This window comes from Flavobacterium sp. P3_A6, assembly GCF_056403035.1.
This window is the reverse complement of sequence record NZ_JBFUGG010000011.1, coordinates 143,703-167,290: the sequence shown is the minus strand read 5'-3', so window position 1 is coordinate 167,290 and position 23,588 is coordinate 143,703. Positions and strand designations below refer to the sequence as shown.

Annotated in this window: 17 protein-coding genes; 14 read left to right on the top strand and 3 right to left on the bottom strand. The window is 35.2% G+C overall.

Annotated elements, in window-relative coordinates; translation table 11 throughout:
* Nucleotides 1–359 precede the first annotated feature (359 nt).
* The 14 genes from AC1DVP_RS12985 (at nt 360) to AC1DVP_RS12920 (ending at nt 18,575) form a co-directional block, all read left to right on the top strand.
* On the top strand, nt 360–2,141 hold the full coding sequence (locus AC1DVP_RS12985) for a glycoside hydrolase family 2 protein (RefSeq protein WP_477183897.1): 1,782 nt from the start codon (nt 360–362) through the stop codon (nt 2,139–2,141).
* Nucleotides 2,131–3,075, top strand: a complete 945-nt coding sequence (locus tag AC1DVP_RS12980; protein WP_477183896.1) for an alpha/beta hydrolase — start codon at nt 2,131–2,133, stop codon at nt 3,073–3,075. Before AC1DVP_RS12985 ends, AC1DVP_RS12980 begins: the two co-directional genes overlap by 11 nt.
* A 57-nt stretch (nt 3,076–3,132) precedes the next feature.
* The gene (locus tag AC1DVP_RS12975; protein ID WP_477183895.1) at nt 3,133–4,917 is read left to right on the top strand and encodes an alpha/beta hydrolase-fold protein; all 1,785 of its coding nucleotides are present in this window, start codon (nt 3,133–3,135) and stop codon (nt 4,915–4,917) included.
* Between the two features lie 33 nt (nt 4,918–4,950).
* Nucleotides 4,951–5,745, top strand: coding sequence for an SGNH/GDSL hydrolase family protein (locus tag AC1DVP_RS12970; RefSeq protein ID WP_477183894.1), 795 nt, complete (start codon nt 4,951–4,953; stop codon nt 5,743–5,745).
* Nucleotides 5,746–5,761: 16 nt separating this feature from the next.
* Nucleotides 5,762–7,846: a beta-galactosidase gene (locus tag AC1DVP_RS12965; RefSeq protein ID WP_477183893.1), complete on the top strand. Its 2,085-nt coding sequence runs from the start codon at nt 5,762–5,764 to the stop codon at nt 7,844–7,846.
* 476 nt (nt 7,847–8,322) lie between these two features.
* Nucleotides 8,323–9,666 carry a sigma-54-dependent transcriptional regulator gene (locus AC1DVP_RS12960; protein WP_477183905.1) on the top strand — a complete coding sequence of 448 codons (1,344 nt, stop codon included), beginning with the start codon at nt 8,323–8,325 and terminating at the stop codon, nt 9,664–9,666.
* Nucleotides 9,667–9,830: 164 nt separating this feature from the next.
* The gene (locus AC1DVP_RS12955) at nt 9,831–10,112 is read left to right on the top strand and encodes a DUF7674 family protein (RefSeq protein WP_477183892.1); all 282 of its coding nucleotides are present in this window, start codon (nt 9,831–9,833) and stop codon (nt 10,110–10,112) included.
* Between the two features lie 113 nt (nt 10,113–10,225).
* Nucleotides 10,226–10,303 carry a K(+)-transporting ATPase subunit F gene (gene kdpF, locus AC1DVP_RS12950; protein WP_477183904.1) on the top strand — a complete coding sequence of 26 codons (78 nt, stop codon included), beginning with the start codon at nt 10,226–10,228 and terminating at the stop codon, nt 10,301–10,303.
* Between the two features lie 23 nt (nt 10,304–10,326).
* On the top strand, nt 10,327–12,048 hold the full coding sequence (gene kdpA, locus AC1DVP_RS12945) for a potassium-transporting ATPase subunit KdpA (RefSeq protein WP_477183891.1): 1,722 nt from the start codon (nt 10,327–10,329) through the stop codon (nt 12,046–12,048).
* A gap of 201 nt (nt 12,049–12,249) precedes the next feature.
* On the top strand, nt 12,250–14,298 hold the full coding sequence (kdpB, locus tag AC1DVP_RS12940; protein ID WP_477183890.1) for a potassium-transporting ATPase subunit KdpB: 2,049 nt from the start codon (nt 12,250–12,252) through the stop codon (nt 14,296–14,298).
* A gap of 92 nt (nt 14,299–14,390) precedes the next feature.
* Complete coding sequence (locus AC1DVP_RS12935) at nt 14,391–14,945, top strand: K(+)-transporting ATPase subunit C (RefSeq protein WP_477183889.1); 555 nt, start codon at nt 14,391–14,393, stop codon at nt 14,943–14,945.
* Between the two features lie 182 nt (nt 14,946–15,127).
* Entirely contained in the window at nt 15,128–15,289 is a 162-nt protein-coding gene (locus AC1DVP_RS12930; protein WP_477183888.1) for a hypothetical protein, read from the top strand.
* Nucleotides 15,290–15,598: 309 nt separating this feature from the next.
* Complete coding sequence (locus AC1DVP_RS12925; RefSeq protein WP_477183887.1) at nt 15,599–16,726, top strand: sensor protein KdpD; 1,128 nt, start codon at nt 15,599–15,601, stop codon at nt 16,724–16,726.
* Nucleotides 16,727–16,838: 112 nt separating this feature from the next.
* Nucleotides 16,839–18,575, top strand: coding sequence for an ATP-binding protein (locus AC1DVP_RS12920; RefSeq protein ID WP_477183886.1), 1,737 nt, complete (start codon nt 16,839–16,841; stop codon nt 18,573–18,575).
* A 175-nt stretch (nt 18,576–18,750) separates the two neighbouring features.
* On the opposite strand, the gene AC1DVP_RS12915 is transcribed toward AC1DVP_RS12920, so the two are convergent.
* From AC1DVP_RS12915 to AC1DVP_RS12905, 3 genes are all read right to left on the bottom strand, one after another.
* A complete protein-coding gene (locus AC1DVP_RS12915; RefSeq protein WP_477183885.1) occupies nt 18,751–21,609 on the bottom strand; it encodes a M61 family metallopeptidase in 2,859 nt (952 codons plus the stop codon).
* Between the two features lie 104 nt (nt 21,610–21,713).
* Nucleotides 21,714–22,817: a helix-turn-helix domain-containing protein gene (locus AC1DVP_RS12910; protein ID WP_477183884.1), complete on the bottom strand. Its 1,104-nt coding sequence runs from the start codon at nt 22,815–22,817 to the stop codon at nt 21,714–21,716.
* Nucleotides 22,818–23,165: 348 nt separating this feature from the next.
* Nucleotides 23,166–23,582, bottom strand: coding sequence for an OsmC family protein (locus tag AC1DVP_RS12905; protein ID WP_477183883.1), 417 nt, complete (start codon nt 23,580–23,582; stop codon nt 23,166–23,168).
* Between the last annotated feature and the right edge of the window lie 6 nt (nt 23,583–23,588).

Sequence of the window (23,588 nt, the reverse complement as noted above, 5' to 3'; positions counted from 1 at the left end):
TGAATAATATTTTCACGGTATAAATTCAATTACTAAAAAAAAAATACAGCCTCTAAAATAGTAACGACTTATGTTTTTATTCTCTTTTTCAAAAAATGAGATTATTGCAAAGTTAATTTATTAAACTCAAGACCACAGTGGAAGGCGAAAAACAAGCTTAATGAAGCTATAGTTTTGTTTTGGTACTTGAGCTTCTCCTGCAATATGCCTTGAATATCAGCAAAAGAGATGAAAACGGTACTAAATCGGATACATTAGGGGCCATGTTTTTATAATAGTAATAAGTAGTTTTATGGCCTTATTTTTTTTTGAAATAAAAAAATAGGTCATCGTAATTGATTTTAAAATAAATTTTAAATATGAAAAAAATAATATTGATTGTTCTAATCGTTCTTCTATGGGGAAATTATTTAATTGCCCAAACATCAATGGTCAATGTTCAGTGCCGGAACCTGTCAAGTTTGAATGGGGACTGGCAGGTTATTCTTGACCCCCTCAGAGCAGGGGATTGGAAACAGGTTTGGATGGAAAAAAAACCGCAACAGAAGACTGACTTTGTCGAGTATTCCTTTGATGGCGGACCATTTTTAAAAGTACCTGGCGATTTTAACTCGCAACTATGCGAGCTGACTTATTTTGAAGGCGTTGTTTGGTACAAAAAAGTATTTCATCATAAGTCTAAAGACGAGAAAAGGTTATTTCTCCATTTTGGGGCGGTAAATTATTTGGCAGAAGTCTATTTGAATGGCGAAAAAATAGGAAGTCATGAAGGAGGATTTACTCCTTTTCAATTCGAAATTACAGACAAAGTAAAAGAAGGAGATAATACCCTGATTGTTAAAGTGGATAATCAGCGTTTGCATAATGGTTTGCCCGGTGCAGGATACGACTGGTTCAATTATGGAGGTATAACCCGCGATGTCAATTTAATTGAAACCAATAAAACATTTATCGAAGATTATGCTGTTCAATTAAAAAAAGGAAGCCTGGATAAAGTATTGGGATACATACAGCTAAATGGAATAAATGCAAAGCAAAAGATCAAAATAAAATTTCCGGAACTCAATAAATCGTATAAAACGGAATCCAATAGCAAAGGGTATGCGAGTGTTGAGTTTGATTCAAATTTCAAGCTTTGGTCTCCTGAAAATCCTAAACTTTACAAACTAATCATTGAAACTGAAACAGAGACAGTTGTTGATACCATCGGATTCAGATGTATTGAAGTGCAGGGAAGTAAAGTGTTGCTGAATAAAAAAGAAATTTTTCTGAAAGGCGTAAATATCCACGAAGAAAATCCAAATAAAGGAACCAGAGCCTATTCTAAAGAGGATGCCCTGTTGCTGTTAAATTCCGCAAAAGAATTAGGATGCAACCTTGTTCGCCTGGCTCATTATCCGCATAGTGAAAATATGGTCAGGGAAGCTGAAAAAATGGGACTTATGGTGTGGAGTGAACTTCCAATATATCAGTTTATTCAATTTTCAGATAGCCTTGTTCCAAAAAAAATGGAGACGATGTTGAAAGAAATGATTCGCAGGGATAAAAATCGCTGTGGAGTTGTTGTCTGGAGTCTATCCAACGAGACCTATCCGGGGACACCAAACAGGAACGATGCTCTTGTTGAATTAACTCAAAAATGTAAGGCAATAGATTCAACGCGGTTGATAACCCATGTTATAAATACGCAAGGCTATACAAACAACTCATTTAATGTTTGGGACCCACTTTATAAATATTCCGATTTGGCTGCCATTAACGAATATATAGGATGGTATGTTCCGTGGCAAGGTAAACCATCAGAGGTAAAATGGCAGTTCGTTTTTCCTGATAAGCCCGTATTTGTTTCAGAGTTTGGAGGAGAAGCGCTATATGGAGGTAATGATCGACCAACAGATGAAGCTGCCAATTGGACCGAAGAATACCAGAAACAAATTTATGTCAATCAAATAGAGCTGTTTAAGACCATTCCAAATTTATGTGGCACCTCACCCTGGCTGTTATTTGATTACAAATCATTGGGAAGGATGAACCAGGTTTATCAGAAAGGCTACAATAGAAAAGGATTGTTGTCTGAAAAAGGAGAAAAAAAGAAAGCCTGGTATATTATGAACGAGTATTATAATAAAAATGAAAATTAAAAATATAAAAGAAATAGCATTGACTTTTGTCTGTGTTATAGTAATTAGTGGCAATCTTTTTGGTCAAAGCAAGGTAATTGAGCTTTGGAACGGAAAGGTTCCGGGGGCAATTCACAACGACAAATACAAGCAGACTATTGATACCACTGCGGGCTGGGTTGATAAGCATTCCATTGTCAATCCTTACCTCGATGTGTATCCAGCTCCTAAAGAAAAATCAAACGGTACTGCAGTTGTTATTTGCCCTGGTGGAGCTTATGTGGGGATGGCTGTCAAACATGAAGGGTCACAGGTGGCTAAATGGCTGAATAGTTTGGGGATAACAGCCTTTGTGCTGAAATACCGATTGCCAGACGACAGCATTATGGAAAACAAGTCCATTGGCCCAATGCAGGATGGGCAAAGGGCTATTCGCATTGTTCGCAATCATGCAAAAGAATGGGGTATTGATCCCAATAAAATTGGAATCATGGGGTTCTCGGCGGGTGGACATCTGGCATCTACTCTTTCTGTCCATTTTAATGAGAAGGTGTACCAACCGGAGGATTTGACCAGTGCCAGACCCGATTTCTCAATACTTATTTATCCTGTCATCTCTATGGATTCGGGCATTACCCATTCAGGCTCGCGCGCGAATCTGCTTGGTGGCGCACCGTCTTCGGAATTGTTGAAACATTTCTCTAATGAGTTGCAGGTAAATAGTGAAACCCCACCGGCTTTTATGGTTCATTCTTTGGACGATGATGCAGTACCGGTACAGAATAGTATAAACTATGCGCTGGCCATGCATAAGTTTAAGATCCCCTGCGAACTTCATATTTACCAGACAGGAGGCCACGGTTACGGTTTGGGTAAATCGACAAATACTGAATCAACATGGCCTGAAGCCTGTCGCAAATGGCTTGAATCGAGAGGTTTGTTAGTGGGAAAGTAATTGCTGATAGAATTCTATAATAGAAAATAAGACATTTTGTGAAATAAATTAGATGTTATGAATTTACAAAAAAAAATATTTATGTTGGCTGGTGTTGTAATGATGACTACCAGTATTTTTAGTCAAAGCAAGGTAATTGAACTTTGGAATGGAAAAGTTCCTGGTTCAATCCCAAAATCGGACTACAAGCAAATAATTGATTCTGCGTATTATATAAAACTAAGGTATATTGCAAAACCTACCATTCAGGTATATCCGGCGCCTGCCGATAAAAACACGGGTACTGCTGTAGTGGTATGTCCTGGAGGCGGATACTATGGGATTTCTTATGTTGGCGAAGGTATTGAAGTGGCCAAATGGCTTAATCAGCTAGGGGTTACGGCTGTTGTTTTGCATTATCGTTTGCCTAACGATGCAATTATGGAAAACAAATCTATCGCTCCGTTGCAGGATGGACAAGAAGCAATACGTATAGTACGGTGTAATGCAAAGAAGTGGGGCATTGATCCATATAAAATCGGGATAATGGGCTTTTCGGCCGGAGGTCATTTGGCATCCACCGTTTCAACTCATTTCAATGAGAAAGTGTACAACCCAATTGATTCTACAAGTGCCCGTCCAGACTTTTCTTTATTAATCTATCCCGTAATCTCCATGGATTCTGCTATTACTCATGCCGGATCTCGTGAGAACTTGCTTGGAAAGGATCCATTACCAGAGATGGTGAAACATTTTTCGAATGAATTACAGGTAAACGGGGAAACTCCACCGGCCTTTATGGTTCATTCCATAGACGACGGAGCTGTTCCGGTACAAAACAGTATTGACTATGCAATGGCTATGCAAAAGTATCATGTTCCTTGTGAACTTCATATTTATCAGACAGGAGGTCATGGATATGGATTAGGAAAGAAAAATTCCGGTACAGAATCAACCTGGACTGGGGCTTGTGAAAAATGGCTTGAGGTAAGGGGGTATATAGGCGAGAAGGGAGTACCCAAAAATGGTTTTGGTGAACCAGCTAAACCAGGTCCTGACGACAAGCCTGCATTCAACGATCCGCCAGTTGGTTTCAGAGATAAGCGTGACAATATAGCACACGGCACCATTACAACTGTTCAATATGACTCCAAATCAGTTGGTACACGTCGTGAAATGATGGTTTATACCCCTCCCGGCTATTCCTCTAATAAAAAATACCCGGTGATTTATTTACTGCATGGACTTAATTCTGGTAACGGTCAATGGCCATACTGGGTTCATGCAGATTATATTATCGATAACCTGTTAGCCGATGGTAAGATCAAACCGATGATTATGGTTTTTCCTAATTGTAATACAAACGTGACTGTGGAAAATCCCAAACCTAATGAGCAGGAGGAACGGAAAGGCGGATATAAAGGGTATGGTATATCTTTCGAGAACGATCTGCTCCACGACATCATTCCCTACATTGAGTCTCATTATTCAGTTTACACCGACCGCAAACACCGGACGCTTGCCGGGTTGTCTATGGGTGGTGGCCAATCCCTGAATATAGGACTCTCTCATATCAATACTTTCGCCTATGTCGGCGGGTTCTCCTCTGCTCCAAATACCAATGAATTAGGAGGCCTTTCTGATACTAAGCTTTTCCCCGATTTGGTAGCCGCTAAGAAGAAACTTAAAGTGTTATGGGTTGCTTGTGGCAGCAAGGATGGTCTGTTAAGTGTCAGCCAAAGAGTGCACCAACACCTCAAAGAACAAAGAGTGCCACATGTATGGCACGTGGACAGCAATGCTCACGATGATACCGAGTGGGCCAATAATCTGTACCTTTTTGTTCAGCATATTTTTAAATAAAGATAACAGAGAATAGAGAAAAAAATAAATAGAATGGTAACAGAAGATTCTTCCCGAAGAGACTTTATTAAACTCATGTCGGTAGCCGGATTGGCTGTGACAGGGTTGGCTGTAACAGGATTGGCTGCTGCATGTTTAGGTACAAAATCAGTAATTGAAAAACCAAAAAAGGAGAACTTGTTATTTTTGTTTCAGGGCGATTCTATAACTGATGGCAACCGAGGAAGGAATGAAGATCCGAATCATATTTTGGGACATGGTTATTGTTTTGCTGTTTCCAGTAGAATTGGTGCCGATTTTCCGCAGTACGGGTCTAAGTTTATAAACAGGGGTATTAGTGGCAATACGGTTAAAAATCTTGAAGAAAGATGGCAAACGGATACATTAGATTTAAAACCGGACATATTAAGTTTATTAGTTGGCATAAATGATGTGAACGCATTAATAGAAGGAAAAAAAGAGGCACTGGATGCAAAAATGTTTGAAAGTACTTACCGCAAGCTATTGACTTCATGTGTGGAACAAAATCCAAATCTTTTGATAGTGTTAGGATTACCGTTCTTTTTTGCTTCCGGCTGGCGAAAAGATCAATACCCAAAGTGGCATCCATTAACAGTCGAAAGAGCCACTATAGTAAGACGGATTGCTGCCGATTTTAATGCCGTTTTGGTTGATTATCCAAAGGTTTTTGAAAATGCGCAACAGTTAGCCCCAATTGATTATTGGATTTGGGATGGTGTGCATCCAACTGTATTTGGTCATGAACTGATGGCTCGTGAGTGGATTAAGCAAGTTAGTAATCGTTTGGTTTTTTTAAAGCAAATATAACAATAGATATAAAATTATGAAGAAGTATTTAATAGCATTAATGTTAATAATGATCTCTGGAATGACCGTGAAATCACAAAATGCCAAATCGTATTTTCCAGACAAGGATCTGGTAACAACGGGGATCTATTATTATCCCGAACAATGGAAAGAAGACCAGTGGGAGCGGGATATTAAGAAAATTGCCGACATGGGCTTCGAGTTTGTCCACTTAGCCGAGTTTGCCTGGTATAAAATGGAATCCGAAGAAGGAAAATTTGATTTTGCATGGCTGGATAAGGTAGTTGATTTGTGTGTAAAATACAACCTGAAAGTACTGATGTGTACACCTTCGGCAACCACTCCTACATGGATGCGTGTGAATTATCCCGAAACTTTCATCATGGAGAATCACTACATCCGAGCCGAGAATGGTACACGAGGATTAGGCTCAATTACTAATCCAAAATACCGCAAATTTGTTGAAAGAATTGTAACCGAAATGGCCAAGCGTTACGGGCAGAATAAAAACGTAATTGGATGGCAGCTTGATAATGAACCTCCCGCAATTTCCGATTACAGTCCTTCTTCTCAGGAAGCTTTCAGGCAATGGCTGAAAAATAAATATAAAACCATTGATACTTTAAACGCTGTCTGGGGAACTGCATTCTGGAGCCAATGGTTCAACAGTTTTGATCAGGTAATCATTCCCAATACCAATCTGGTAGGCTGGTGGGGTAACAACCCTCATGCTTTGCTCGATTTTAAGCGTTATCAGGCCGATGCACAGGCCGAGTTTCTTGATTTACAGGCAACTGTTTTGCGAAATTCCATTTTGAAGGGGCAGTATATTACCACAAATTATACTGCAATTTGTACCGGATCCGATCCCAGACGTACTAAGAAACTGGATTTTGCTTCTTATACGGCATATCCTAATAGCGGTAGTGATAATATTGGGGACACGGGTTTTCGATTAGGCAACAGTAAGGTAGTTCTTTTTGCGTCCGAATATTATAAATCGGTTGGAGGTATTTCGGGAGTGATGGAAATGCAGCCCGGACCGGTTAACTGGGGATCTTACAATCCGCTTCTAATGCCGGGTACGGTACGTCTTTGGCTGTATCACACCTTTGCAGCTGGTGGCAAGCTTGCCTGTTCTTATCGTTTTCGTCAGGTTCTGTACAGTTCTGAACAGTATCATGCCGGCGTAATTCAGACGGATGGCGTGACACCATCGCCAGGAGGAGAGGATTATATCCAATTCATAAAAGAAATAAAAGAGCTTAGAAAGCAATTCAAACCCAATGCAAAGATACCCGAAAAACTGGCTACGCGGTCAACGGCCATTCTTTGGGATCTCGAAAATTTCTGGTCTATCGACAGGCAAAAGCAGACTTTCCAATGGGATACGTGGAATTATCCGATCAAGTTTCTCGAAATGACAAAATCTCTGGGTGCTCCCACTGCTGTGATTCCCGAAACTGCAGATTTTTCTAAATATAAATTTCTTATCGTTCCGGCATATGAATTGGCCGATTCGACATTGGTAAAGAAATGGAACGATTATGCTGCAAACGGCGGTCATTTGATTATTACCTGCCGCACGGCGACCAAAGATCGAGCAGGACATTTTTGGGAAGGGGAATGGGCAGCTCCCATTTCTGGTCTTATAGGTGCGCATGTCAAAGCCTCCGATATGCTTTCCGGTTATGCCAAAGGAGATATTTTAATGAAATCATCTCATTACGGTTGGAACAACTGGGCCGATTTGCTGGAAGCCGATAAAAACACCGAAGTGCTTGCCACTTACGATAACCAGTTCTATAAAGGTAAAGCAGCAGTAGTAAACCGCAAGGTAGGAAAGGGAACTATTACCTATATAGGCGTAGATACCGACGACTCAAAATTGGAAAAAGATATTTTGCGTGAGATTTACGCGAAAGCTGGAGCTACAATCGAAGATTATCCCGAAGGAATATATGTTTACTGGCGCGATGGATTTTATATGGCCGTAAATTATTCTTCAAACGATTATACTATGACTGTTCCTGCAACGGCCAAAGTGCTTGTTGGGGAAAAAACGTTGAAACCTGCCGGTGTACTGGTTTGGAGTGAATAATAGATTCTAAGAAAGCAATTAGAGATGAAAAAATTTAGGTAGGTTGGATAATCAATTGGTTTTTGGATAAGATTTCAGTGCATTGCGTTGTTTTTTATTATAAGGAAGGTGATCTTAAGGTTTTTCTAGTGTAACAAGACTATCGAAACGGCTTGGTGGGGGTATCGAGTATAGTAAGAAATGTGAATAATACGGATGATATTGTAGATGGTATGTTGAAAAAATTCATATTTATTCTACTATTCTTTTCAAACAAATTAATTGTTCTATTTCCCATAATATGTCCGGTGAAAGTTTGCGATATTATGATTTAATCCTCAACGGGTTTTGTTCTTGATCTCATTTTTGATGCCAAACGATCACAGATCACAGAAAAGATTAATTATATTAAGTGATTAAATGTTTTAATCATGTGAAATTTTATTTTGCAGGGTTAAAACATTTAAATTTGTAATCTAATTTTTGACAAAAAAGCCATTTTGAAAAATATTCTTATTATTGACGATGAAGAAAAATTGCGTCACCTTTTAGCCAGAATAATTAAATCCGAAGGTTTTGAAGTTTTTGAGGCACCAGATTTAAAATCAGGTTTTAAAAAATTGGAAGTTAATGATATCGATGTTGTTTTATGTGATGYCAAACTTCCCGATGGTAACGGTGTTGATTTTCTTCAAAAGATAAAGATAGCATTTCCTTTAACCGAAGTCATTCTATTAACTGCTTACGGTAAAATTTCGGATGGAGTTCAGGCCATGAAGAATGGAGCTTTTGATTATATTGTAAAAGGTGATGACAATGATAAAATTATTCCTTTGTTGTATAAAGCATTGGAAAAAGTACAACTGCAAAAGAAAGTCAAACAATTAGAAAAACGTATTTCTGATAAATATTCTTTTGATAGTATTATAGGAAAATCAAAAGGCTTGGAGCAGGTTATTGACTTAGCGAAAAAAGTAGCGAAAACAGATTCAACTGTCCTCTTAACGGGAGAAACAGGAACCGGAAAAGAAGTTTTTGCGCAAGCCATTCACGAAAACAGCAATCGGGCAGGAAAATCGTTTGTTGCATTAAATTGCAGCACTTTCAGCAAGGAAATTCTCGAAAGTGAATTATTCGGACACAAGCAAGGTGCTTTTACTGGCGCTGCAAGAGATAAAAAGGGATTTATTGAAGAAGCCAATGGAGGAACTTTATTCTTGGATGAAATAGGCGAAATGCCTCTAGAATTGCAAGCTAAATTGTTACGTGTTCTAGAAACCAACGAGTATATCCAAATTGGCGATACAACTCCAAGGAAATCCAATTTTCGTTTGATTGCTGCTACAAATCGCGATTTAAAAACAGAAAGTGATGAACACCATTTTCGTTCGGATTTGTATTTTAGATTGAATATTTTTGAGATAAAAATTCCGCCTTTGCGGGAAAGAATAAAAGATATTGCACCTTTAACCAATTATTTTGTAGAGCAATTTTCATCAAGAGGAAATAAAAAGTCATTGATTATTGATCCTGATTTTATGTCTAAATTGGAAACCTACCATTGGCCGGGTAATGTCCGTGAATTGAGAAATGTGATTGAGCGTTCTGTGATTCTAGCGAATGACGATATTTTGACCCAAGATGTTTTGCCGTATGAAATACAGCATCAAATAGATAAAAATAATAAAACGTTATCAGCATTTTCTATGCAAAGTGTAGAAAAACTGCATATTCAGAAAGTGTTGAATTATGCCAAAGGAAATAAAGCAGAAGCAGCACGCTTACTTGAAATAGGTATTGCAACACTGTACCGAAAATTGGACGAGTACAATATTCAATAAAAATCATTATCGTTTTGAGAAAAGCCTATCATTTTGATAGGCTTTTTTTATGCCTTTTTTTGGCACTAAAACGACAAAGCTATAAGAAACAATAGGTTATGATTTTTTATTTTTTTTGGAATGTTTTTTGGCATAAGCGATGAAGAACATAAAAATTCATACTCATGAAAAATCAAGTCATCACGATTTACAAACAAGCAGAACGTTTTGCCGAAATCACAAAAATTGCAATTATATCCGGAAATATTACTCGAGCCAAAAAATGTTTGGCACTAGCCGAACGATTATTCGGAACAGGAAGCAGTGAAACCAAAAATGCCATTTCGAGTGTATATGTTTTTTCAGTTTCCTCTTTTATGGAGCTGCGTCATTGCAGTATTTCCAATCTGCTTCCAAAATCGTTGGAGGCTGAGTATATCAAGCAAACCAATGCTTCAGTAGTTTAAATCTAACCTTAATTTTTAATAGTATGTTAATCACAATTCTTTTACTCGCATTAGGAGTTTTGCTCTTTATAATTTGTTTTAAATCCGTCGAATTTTTTGAAAAAATCTAAATCATGACACTACTATTTATTATTTCGCTCGTCGTTTTCGGTTATTTAGTTTATGTGCTAATTAAACCTGAGAAGTTTTAAAATCAACAATCTAAACTTAAATTATGAACACAGAATTTTTTGGTGTCATCAGTATTTTTATCGTCTCAATAGTTTTGGCCATTCCTGTCGGAAGGTATATTGCCAAAGTCTATTTGGGAGATAAAACGATGCTTGATGTAATTTTTAATCCAATTGAAAAATTAATTTTCAAAATAAGCAGTATCAATTCCACTGAAGAAATGAACTGGAAGCAGCATCTCAAAGCACTTTTGAGTGTAAACATGGTTTGGTTCTTTCTTTGTTTTTTTGTTTTATTGTTTCAAGGTTCATTGCCTTTGAATCCGGATAATAATCCAAATATGTCACCCGATTTGGCCTTTAACACCGCCATTTCATTTGTAGTGAACTGCAATCTACAGCACTATTCTGGAGAAACAGGTCTTTCTTATTTAGGTCAATTATTTTTAATGTTCCTGCAGTTTGTTTCGGCTGGTACGGGAATGGCGGCGGCGGCAATGGTTTTTGTTGCCATGAGAGAAAAAACAACCGATAAACTAGGGAATTTTTACAATTTTTTAATCAAAAGCTGTACTCGTATTTTATTACCGCTTTCTGCTATTGTAGCTGTTATTCTTGTATTCAGCGGTACTCCAATGACATTTGAAGGAAAAGACAAAATAGTGACTTTACAAGGCGATACTGTTGAAGTTTCCCGTGGGCCTGCCGCTGCATTTATTGGCATCAAACATATTGGTACAAACGGAGGAGGTTTCTTTGGTGCCAATTCAGCACATCCTTTGGAAAATCCAACTTATTTAACCAATGCGGTCGAATTATGGGCACAGTTAATCATCCCGTTTGCAATGATTTTTGCATTAGGTTTTTTCCTTAATAAAAGAAAATTCTCTTATGTTGTTTTTGGTGTTATGACAGCTGGTTTTTTAATGCTGGTTATACCCACAATGATAAGCGAAATCAACGGAAATCCAGCTATCGAAAGAATGGGGATTATCCAAGCAACTGGTGCCATGGAAGGCAAGGAGCTACGATTTGGGACTGCAGTTACCAGTTTTTGGGAAATTGCAACAACGGTAATTTCCACAGGATCAGTTAATGGAATGCATGACAGTGCAATGCCAGCTTCTGGAGCGATGCAGTTATTGGCTATGATGGTCAATGCATTTTATGGCGGTTCTGGAGTGGGCTGGCTGAATTTCTATATTTTCATTATTCTCGCGGTATTTATATCGGGATTAATGGTAGGACGAACACCAGAATTTTTTGGAAAGAAAATTGAAGCCCGTGAAGTAAAAATTGCCGCTTTTATTGCTATTCTTCACCCTTTACTGATATTGGCTGGAACAGCTTTGGCTTCTTATTTTGCAGCTAATGATACTGCAATGGGCTATTGGTTTAGCGGAAATGCAACTGGCTGGCTGAATAATCCCGGTCATCATGGATTTTCAGAAATGTTATACGAATACACTTCGAGTGCAGCCAACAATGGTTCTGGTTTTGAAGGTTTAGGAGATAACAATCCTTTTTGGAATATTAGCACAGGAATAGTTTTATTACTAGGGAGATTTCTTCCAATAATTGGTCCGCTTGCTATTGCGGGATTATTAGCCAATAAAAAATACATTCCTGAAAGTGCTGGAACGTTGAAAACGGACACAACTATTTTCGGAATTATGGTTTTTGCAGTAATTGCAATAATTGCCGCCTTGTCTTTCTTTCCTGCGTTGGCGCTTGGGCCTTTAGCGGAGTACTTTACATTAAAATAAATAACAACTCATTTTTCAATGCTGAAATGTTTTAAACACATAGAAACATAGAATTTAAATCTATAAAAAAAGAGTAACGAGAAAACTCGTTTTCACACATAGCTATGTGCATGTATGCAAGTGAAACGCCTAATTGTCAAAGTTAAAACCTATGTTTCTATGTGTTAAAAAAAAAATCAGTTAAACAAAATAATATAAAAAATGACTAAAAATAAATCCAATTCATTATTTGAGAGTAAGCAGGTAAAAGAAGCTTTTTTGCAATCTTTTGTAAAGCTTAATCCAATAATAATGTTCAAAAATCCAGTAATGTTTACTGTTGAAATAGGAACTGCAATTATGTTTGCTGTGTGTATTGCTATTTTGTTTGGCGCACACGATCAGGGCAGTTTTGTTTATAACTTCATTGTATTCTTGATTTTACTGGCAACACTTTTGTTTGCCAATTTTGCCGAAGCCATTGCCGAAGCCCGTGGAAAAGCGCAAGCCGATAGTTTAAGAAAAACGAGAGAAGAAACGCCAGCCAAAAAAGTATTGGAATTAGGCAAAATCTATTCTGATGAAATTGTAATGGTTTCTTCGTCTCAATTAAAAAAGGATGATATGTTTTTCTGCGAAGCAGGAGATGTTATTCCCACAGATGGAGAAATTATTGAAGGTATAGCAACTATTGATGAAAGTGCCATTACGGGAGAAAGTGCGCCTGTTATTCGTGAAGCAGGAGGTGATAAAAGTTCCGTAACTGGTGGAACTAAAGTATTAACCGACAGAATAACTGTTAGGGTTACCACTGAACCTGGGGAATCATTTTTAGATAAAATGATAGCATTGGTAGAAGGTGCTTCCCGCCAAAAAACACCAAATGAAATTGCATTAACTATTTTATTAGCTGCCTTTACCTTAATATTCGTGATCGTATGCGTAACACTAAAACCGTTTGCTGATTATGCCAATGCACCAATCACAATTGCGGCTTTCATTTCCCTTTTTGTTTGTTTGATTCCAACAACAATTGGCGGTTTACTTTCAGCTATTGGAATTGCGGGAATGGACAGAGCCTTGCGTGCCAATGTAATTACAAAATCAGGAAAAGCGGTAGAAACTGCAGGAGATATTGATGTTTTATTATTAGACAAAACAGGAACAATCACTATTGGAAATAGAAAAGCAACCAGCTTCCATCCTTCTAAAGGAATATCACAGGAAGATTTTATTGAATCAGCCGTATTAAGTTCACTGGCAGACAATACCCCGGAAGGGAAAAGTATTCTGGAATTAGCTGGTAAAGAAATTACCAAGAAATTATCCATTGAAGGGGCTGTTTTAATCAAATTTACTGCCGAAACCAGAACCAGTGGCGTTGTTTTAAAAGATGGCACTAATATTAGAAAAGGTGCACAGGATGCTGCCAAAAATATTGTAAGGCAAGCAGGGAATACATTTCCTGAAGATATTGAAAAAAAAGTAATTGATATTTCATCCAATGGAGGTACACCATTAGTAGTGATTAAAAACAGCCAAGTACTGGGGGTTATCGAATTACAGGATATTATAAAAACGGGGATGAAAGAACGTTTTGAACGTTTAAGAAAAATGGGCGTAAAAACAGTAATGGTCACTGGAGATAACCCTTTAACTGCTAAATTTATTGCAGAGAAAGCCGGTGTCGATGATTTTATAGCCGAAGCCAAACCTGAGGATAAAATGAACTACATCAAAAACGAGCAGCAAAATGGTAAACTTGTAGCAATGATGGGCGATGGTACTAATGATGCACCCGCTCTTGCACAAGCTGATGTGGGTGTAGCAATGAACAGTGGAACTCAAGCTGCAAAAGAAGCTGGAAATATGGTCGATTTGGATAATGATCCAACCAAGTTAATTGAAATTATTGAAATTGGGAAGCAACTGCTGATGACTAGAGGAACGCTTACTACGTTCTCGATTGCGAATGATGTTGCCAAATATTTTGCTATCGTACCTGCGCTTTTCATCACAGCGATTCCTGCTCTCGAAGGATTGAATATTATGCGTTTGCACAGCCCGGAAAGTGCTATTTTATCGGCTGTGATTTTTAATGCGATTATCATTCCGATATTGATTCCGCTGGCATTGAGAGGGGTTGATTATAAGCCAATCGGTGCGAGTGCTATCTTGAAAAGAAACCTGTTGATTTACGGATTAGGAGGATTGATTGTTCCGTTTATCGGAATCAAATTAATTGATTTAGCCGTAACATTATTTATGTAACTAAGTTTCTGAGATGCTAAGTAGCTAAGACACTGAGAAAAAAGTAGAAACTTAATTGCATAGCCTCTTTAGAAACTCAAAAAAAACTCAAAATGAAAAATATATTTTCAATAGTAAAATTCACCATTTTATTGGTGGTTTTATTCTCGGTTATTTATACTATGGCAATTTTAGGAATTGCACAGTTTGCCCCAAATAAAGGGAAAGGAGAAACTATTTCTGTAAAGGGAAAAGTGGTAGGCTATCAAAAAATAGGACAAAAATTTGATAAACTAAATTATTTCTGGGGGCGGCCATCAGCGGTGGATTATAATGCTGCGGGAAGTGCAGGTAGCAACAAAGGACCGAGCAATCCTGAGTATTTGGCTTTGGTTCAAAAAAGAATTGACGCTTTTTTGATTGTTCATCCGTATTTGAAAAAATCGGAGATTCCATCGGATATGGTGACGGCATCGGGAAGCGGATTGGATCCAAATATTTCTCCAGAAGGCGCTTTGATTCAAGTGAAACGTGTGGCGAAGGTTAGAAACTTGTCTGAAGAAAAACTAAAATCTTTGGTGGAAACCAAAATAAATAAACCGTCCTTGATGGGGACTTCAACCGTAAATGTTTTAGAGTTGAATGTGGCTTTGGATGAGTTGAAATAAAAAAAAAATCAATGGTAATGGCAAAATTCAATAGCAATTTTAAATATAAAAGTTGTTACAAATAAATAAGTTCTTAAATAACGTGATGCCCTAGCCCAGATGGAAACGGCATCCTTTCCTTGTCTCCTTTAGGCAAGGAAAGATATAGTGGACAGATGGATTAGCTCCTAATGAAAAATTAAATGAAAAAAATAATAGTTAAAGCTTTTATAGCTTTTGGATTTACAGCAATGTTCTGCGTCAGAAAAATGGTACTTGGCGGCTATGTATTTAAATGGTTGGCAACGCATTTAGAAAATAGAGGGAAATCAAACATCAGTTTTTGGAACGCAAATTACATTTAAGCCGAGTTTAGGAACTGTCTTGAATTGGAGTACTTATGTTGGAAATGAACAGCCTATGGTTTCTCAGCAAACTTTGATTATTTGCCTGTAGAAAACGTAATATTCAGATTAGAAGCACGAACTTTGAATAGCAAAGATGCTATCTTTTAAAAAAATAATAAGCCTACTGACAGCAGTGTATTYGTCACTGCATCTTTAGCGATTTCTATTTAAGAAAAAAAGAGAAATCAGGAGTGAAATGTTAGAAGTGAAATGTTTTTTGATGTAATCATTTCACTTTTAAACTCTCACCTTTTATGCAATTAAAAAATGGACAACGAAAAAGAAAATAATGTCAAACACTTTCTTGATTTAATTCAAAAATCACGTAGGGGAAAGTTTAAAGTCTATATTGGGATGAGTGCTGGTGTGGGCAAAACTTTTCGTATGCTACAGGAAGCGCACACGCTGTTACGCAATGGGATTGATGTGAAAATAGGTTACATTGAGACCCATAATCGAAAGGAGACCCAAGATTTGATTGAAGGTTTGCCAATTGTTCCAAGACGAACGCTTTTCTACAAAGGCAAACAGCTTGAAGAAATGGATTTGCAGGCCATTATTAACTTGCGTCCTGAAGTGGTTATTGTAGACGAATTGGCTCATACCAATATTGAAGGAAGCAAAAATGAAAAGCGTTGGCAAGATGTTTTGGAGATTTTGGAAGCAGGAATTAATGTAATTTCGGCAGTAAATATTCAGCATATTGAGAGTTTGAATGAAAATGTAAAACAAATTACCAATGTTGATGTTAAGGAAAGAGTTCCTGATAATGTTTTGCGGTTGACAGATGAAGTGGTGAATATTGATTTAACAGCCGACGAGCTCATTATCCGATTGAAAGAAGGAAAGATTTATTCAGCTGATAAGATTCAGACCGCGCTGGGAAATTTTTTCAAGTCGGATCAAATTTTGCAATTGCGGGAATTGGCATTGCGGGAAGTAGCGAGTCAGGTCGTTCGGAAAGTGGAAAATGAAGTCCCTAAAAATCATGCTTTACGCCATGAAAAGTTATTGGCCTGCATCAGCAGTAACGACCGAACGGCTAAAATTGTGATAAGGAAAACAGCCAGATTAGCGAGTTATTACAATAGCGACTGGTATGTTTTATATGTTCAGATTCCAAAGGAAAGCAGTGATAAAATAGCTCTGGACAAACAACGGCATTTGATTAATAATTTCAAATTGGCTACACAATTAGGGGCAGAAGTGATTAAAATTGAAAGCGGAAACATCACTGATGGCATACTGAAAACTGTGGAGCAAAAGCAAATTACAACGGTTTGTATAGGAAAGCCACATTTTAATTTGTTTAAAGTAATTTTGTCAACTACTGTATTTAACAGATTATTGAATAATCTTTCGTTATCAAATATTGACCTTGTAATTCTATCATAAAATGAAATCGCCATGATTTCAAAAAGGCAAAAGTAATGAAGAACTGCGACCTGGGCGAAAGCGAACAAACGGAACATACCATACTCTTTTAAAAAACAAATATTATCTTCATATGAAAATTAAAACTAAATTAAACTTAGGTGTCGGATTATTATTTTTATTGATAATTATCCTGACTTTAGTGAGTGCTTTTTATATTTTTTCGATTAAAAAAGACACTGAAAACATCTTGAAAGCCAATTATAACACATTGGAATATTCAAGAAATATGTTGCTTTCATTAGACAATATAAGTAATAATGTAGAGAAAGCGATAACTACATTTGAAACTAATCTCAATAAGCAGATCAGTAATGTTACCGAAGAAGGTGAAGATAATGCAACACGTAATTTGCAGAAAAGTTTTGATCTTTTGAAAACAAACAGAGCAGATGAAAGTTTAAAAAACCAAATTCGGCAAGATATTTTTGAGATAATGAAACTCAATATGAATGCTATAAAACAAAAAAGTGATATTGCCAAGCACACTGCCGAGACAGCCAATATGTGGATTGCCATAACGGGAACGCTGTGTTTTTTGATAGCCTTTAATCTTTTAGTGAATTTACCCAATAATATTGCCGACCCAATTAAGGAACTTACCGCCAGTATAAAAGAAATTGCAAAAAAAAACTATTCAGAACGAGTACATTTTATGAGTCACAGTGAGTTTGGCGATTTGGCAAAATCATTCAATACAATGGMACAGAAATTAGAAGAATACCACGATAGCAATCTTTATAAATTATTGTTTGAGAAGAAAAGATTAGAAACTTTAATTAACAAGATGAACGATCCTATTATTGGATTGGATAATCAAGGAGTGATATTATTTGTCAATGATGAAGCTTTGAAAGTAATCGGACTGAAGTCAGAAGGCGTACTTGGAAAAACTGCAGCAACCTTAGCATTGACAAATGATTTAATGAAATCATTAATTGCAAAAAACCTTGAAAAGGAATCTGAAATATCAGGACAGAAAGCACTTCCAATGAAAATTTTTGCCGATGGGAAAGAAAGTTATTTTGAAAAAGAAAATGTAAATATTACGATTCAGCCCACAGGCGAAGATCAAACGATTGATATTGGAGACGTAATTATTTTGAGAAATATTACTCCATTTAAAGAACTGGATTTTGCCAAAACTAATTTTATAGCTACAATTTCCCATGAGTTAAAGACCCCTATTTCGACCATGAAATTAAGTTTGAATTTACTTGAAAACGAACAAACGGGATCAATGAATGAAGAGCAAAAACATCTGATAGAAAGCATTAAAGATGATAGTGAGCGTTTGTTGAAAATCACGGGAGAATTATTAGAACTTTCACAAGTTGAAACCGGTAATATTAAACTTAATATTGAAAAGAGCAATCCTTATGAAATAGTGCATTATGCCACAGAAGCGGTGAAAATACAGGCGGAGCAGAAACAAATCGAACTGCTTGTTGAAACGGATGAAAATCTTCCGATGGTAAAAGCCGACAGCGAAAAAACATCTTGGGTGCTTATTAACTTTTTGACGAATGCCATTCGTTACTCTTCCGAAAAGAGTACCATAAGAGTGAGATTGGAAAGTAAAAACCATCAAATTTTGTTTACGGTTATTGATACCGGAAAGGGAATTGATAATCATTATTTAACTAAAGTTTTTGATAAATATTTTCAAATTCCAGGAAGCCATAAAACGGGAACCGGATTAGGATTGGCGATTTCAAAAGAATTCATTGAAGCTCAGGGAGGAACAATAGGGGTTGAAAGTGAACTGGGTCTGGGAAGTGTTTTTTATTTTATGCTAAATATTGCTTGAGAACTGCATATGTTCCTTGGGTATAGTTGTCTGTTTTTTAATGGTTTTGATTGAAATATCAAGGTGTTCAGCAATTTGAATAGATGATAATATACCCAGTATACCATTCCAAGAACCTAAAAAGAGCTATGAAATATGAATTTCATAGCTCTTTTTTATTTTTAAAGAAAAGAATTTAATCATTTAATAATTCTACATCTTTCAGAAATTTATTTAATTGTTCTCTGTCATACCATTTGCCTTTTAACATCACGCCTTCAATACTTTTTGTGTTTTTAATGTCTAGTAAAGGATTGTTGTTCAATAAAACTAAATTGGCATTTTTTCCTTCTGAAATTGTTCCTTCAGATGAAATAGTGTTCAAATATCTAGAAGAATTTACTGTGCTGGCGGTTAATATTTCAAAAGGGGTAAGCCCGCATTCTTGTAAAAATTCAAATTCATGATGAAGGGAAAAACCAGGTACAACCATACCAAATGTATCACTGCCGGTTAATAAAGGAACACCTTTGCCTTGTAAAATTTTAGTGAATTTTTTCATCCATTCAAAATAACTGTTGAATAATGTTAAAGCATCTACACCTCCTAAATCTTTTCCTTTGAAATCAGCTCTATAATGATTTTTATCTGTTAACCATTCATCATACTGTGAATGCGTTAAATATTTGGCTTCCTGATTTGCTTTTAAATTTGAAAATTTACTATCAACTAGATATTGGGTAATCATTTCAAAAATGACAAGAGTCGGAGCTACATATACGCCGCTATTCTTTATTTGTTTTGCAGCATTGTCTAAAAAATCAGCATCATTATTCAAATATTTAAAGTCACTCTTATTAAAAATATAAATAAACTCTTCAATATGCTCAATAGATTTCATGCGCAATGAAAATTCTAACGGCAGATTATGCTCTGCATGTCCAATAACAGGAATATTATATTTCTGTGCTTCCTCCAGTATTTTTAAATAAATTTCTTTTGAGATGCCATCTCCATCACCAATTTTTAAAAAATCATATCCTTTTTCTTTATGCTCTTTTACTATTCTTATTGCATCATTAACATCATGAAAATTAGCAGCAGACAAGTAAGGTCCTGTAGTAAAGTAATTGGGTGCTAAAATTTCTTCTTTTTGAGCTTTTTTCTTTATTGAAATATGATCCTGGCCATCATATTCAGCCATATTGCGAACCGTAGTAATGCCATTGGCAATGAGTAGTTTAAAATCATTTTCTATTGCACTGGCATTTCTCCAATGATAATGCATTTCAGAAAGCCCAGGAATTAAATATTTACCTGTGCCGTCTATAACTGTTTGGAGAGGAATACTTGGCTTTTCAGAACTTGGTTGAATACTTATTATTTTACCATCTAATGTAATTACTCTTTGATTTTTTAGAACAATTTCTTCATTCATTGGTATCACATTCACGTTTTCAAATGCGATTGTATTTGAATGCTGATTGAGCCAGGAATCCCTTACGGTTAATTGCTTATGAGTTGGTTTTTCAATGCTTAATAATTTTTCACCTTTAAAATCTAAACCAACCATATCGAAATACTTTTGATATGGTATTGGAGTTTTACCCTCAACATGATTGCTTAAAAAAGAACCTACGGATGGATAAGTCATCTTTGTAATTTCATTAATTAAATCATCGTCTTGAAAAGGAATGTTTTTCCCATATTTAACTGATAGTTCATTCATTAAAGATAGTAAGCCTCTTTTGCCATCACTTTCATTTCTAATTAAAATATCTAAGCACATGGCTGCTAGAGCTCCTTTTTGATATACATTTGGATAGTTTTTATGATAGGAATCTTTAAGAATGTTTTCACTCATATAAGTGAAGCTTATTTCATCTTCATATTTTTTTGAATTTTGGATTTTTTCTAGAATAATATCATAAAATTCTTGATTACTTATTAGATTTTGATCGATTTGAAATAATTTAGAAAAATACTCAGTCACACCTTCATACATCCATAAATGCTTTGAAAAAGTAGGATTGTTATAATTAAAATTATGAACATCTTCAGAATGTACACTTAATGGAGTAATGGTATGAAAAAACTCATGAGAAATAAAATACTTTAAATCATTATAAAGCGCTTCTTTCTTTGTGTTTTCAGGTAAAACCATCACTGTTGAAGTATGGTGTTCTAAAGCGCCATAATCTTTTGGATTAATGACAACACCATCAAAAAAATAGATTTGAATATCGTATCTGGACGTTGTTTTAAAGTCTTTGAGGTAATTTGCCTGAGACTTCATCGTATTTAAAACGATATCCTTAAGTTCTTTAGCATTATATACTTTATTTGGTGAATATATGCTAAGAACAATTTTAATATCATTAATCATAAATTCTTCAACATCTAATGCTCCAAACATCATAGGATTATCAACTAAATCAAAATAACGGGGTGCGAAAAAGTTATAGGTTGTTGCTTTACTCTTTTCGTTATCAGCTTTATCAACTAGTTTTAAAGCAGTAGCATACTTAAATTTTGTAGGTGCTTTTATCGTCAAATTATATGCAGCATCAATAAGTGAATCAAAATAACCTATAAAGCCATGTAGATTTAATACATAATTATTTAATTCAATATTTGTACCCGCCGGAAATTGAGGTTTACATAAATCATTTATTCCTTTACTATCAAAAGTATCATTTACTAAATATGTGATTTTATTTAGGTTTTTAGCATTTTTAATTTCCCAAGAATTTGTATCAATTTTAGTAGTGGGTATTTTATTTCCTTTGGCATCGAATGCTTCAAAATTATCAACAAACTGACCAAAATCACTAATGTCATAAGTACCTTGGACCACTTTTGGTAATCGGTAAATTAAAGATTTTGAAGTGTTATTATGTAAATGTATTGTAACAGGTAATTTGTCATCAGCAGCTTTTGTTAAATCAATACTGCAGTCAATGATTGAATTATTAGTTGGTAAATTATTTATGCTCTTTGCAGAATTAAAGCTTATAAGCGATAGAAGTACAATAATAAATTTGATATGTTTCATTTTTAATTAAGTTTGATTGATGGCAAAGATTAAACTTAATTACCTAACTACTATTAATTTTCAAAGTCAATAAGTCTCATTACACGTAGTGGGACATATTTAATTTAAGAATTTTTGAATTGAGTGGGAGTAAGGCCTGTTTCACTTTTAAAAATTCTATAAAAACTGCTTTTTGAATTGAAACCACATGAATCTCCAATAGCAACTACTGTGTACTTATCATAAATTGATGATTTAAGTCTCTTTTTTGCTTCTTGAACTCTAAAGTTATTTATTAAATCGTAGAAAGTAGTATTCATTTCATCATTAATAAGACTAGACAGCTTTCTTTCGGACAATTTTATGCTTTCTGCTAATGTTCTTAATGTTAAATCAGATGATAAATACAGTTTTTCTTCTTCTATTGCCTGTGTTACTTTTCTTTTTAAAACAATCAAATCTTCAGGATTGATTTGTCTATTTGCAGGTTTTTCGTTTGTTAAAAAATCAGGTAGAAAAATGGAAGATTGCGTTAATCCATAGTAACCTAAATAAATCATAGAAATAACTGTAAAAATCATAGTTACAAAACCTAATTCATTACCATTATATTTTCCAAATATAGATAAAAAGACCAGTATTAAATCAAGTATAATAACTATTAAGAAACTGTATATGAATTTTTTAATCCATAAAAAATCTTTCTCTTTAAAATTAGAATAGTTAGCAGTCATGCCTTTTTTAACTCTAAAAAATAATCTTAATGATAAATAAAAATAAAATAAGGAAAATAAGTCTTGCCATAAGCCTTGATTAAAATTTCCATCAATAAAATTCAGATACGCATAGAAATCTTTTTTAATTATTTTAGTAAAAACAATTACAGGAATTATATAAAAAAACAAATAAACTATGAAAGGAATAAAATGAAATAAATGATTTTTTATAAATGCTTTATTTGGTGAAGGCAGTAATGATTTTATATACACATAAATTAATGGAGCTAATATAAATCTTGCGCCATTTTCAAATATATATGTTATCGCAAATAGACTTTCTAAGTTATGAAGCATTGCATAAAAATGTAACAATGACAACATAATTATACTCCAAAATACAATTAAGATTTTATGCGGTATTTGCTTTAATTTTAATTTAAATAAGCCAATTAATATAGTAATGCACAGTAGAATTCCTGTTATTAATGTAAAATCAAGGATTAATTTCATCTATTCGATAATAAAATTTAAAAATACATTTTTTTAGTTTACCAACACAAATGCTTAAGTAATAAAGTTTTTTGATGCAATATGCAGATTTTAAAATCAGGTTATGCTTTCGAACACTTATGATTGCAAATCTGCTATCTTGAAATGTAACACAAAAAAACTATAAATTTTCGTAAAGTATCCTCATATATATAATGATTGAGAATCGTGTAAACGGCTATCGGGTTGGATGCGATGTATCCACTTCAATAAAATTATAATATCACTAACCTTTTTTATGTAAAAGTTTATGATACAAATAAAATAGCCACCTAGTAAAATACTATGGTGGCTATTAGTTTATTGCTTTTATAAAAGTGTAGAACTTAAAGTAATTTCAGTATTTAGTAATTGTGAGATTGGACAGTTTTCTTTTGCGTTTAAAGCTGCTTCTTGAAATTGGTCTTCATTTATTCCATCAATTTTTGCTTTCAGATCTAAATGGATTACCGTTATTTTTCCATCCTCAAAAGTTACTTTTGCAATGGTATCAATACTTGTAGGCACAAACCCCATTTCTGTTAGCACAAAGCTCAATTTCATGCTAAAGCATCCTGAATGTGCCGCTGCGATAAGTTCCTCTGGATTGGTTCCGACACCTTCTTCAAAACGGGTTTTAAATGATAATTGTGCTTTGTCTAAAGTTGTACTTTGGGTAGATATTGTCCCTTTTCCTTCCATTCCTGTTCCTTGCCAATTGGCATTTGCTTGTCTTGTAAATTTCATTTTTGT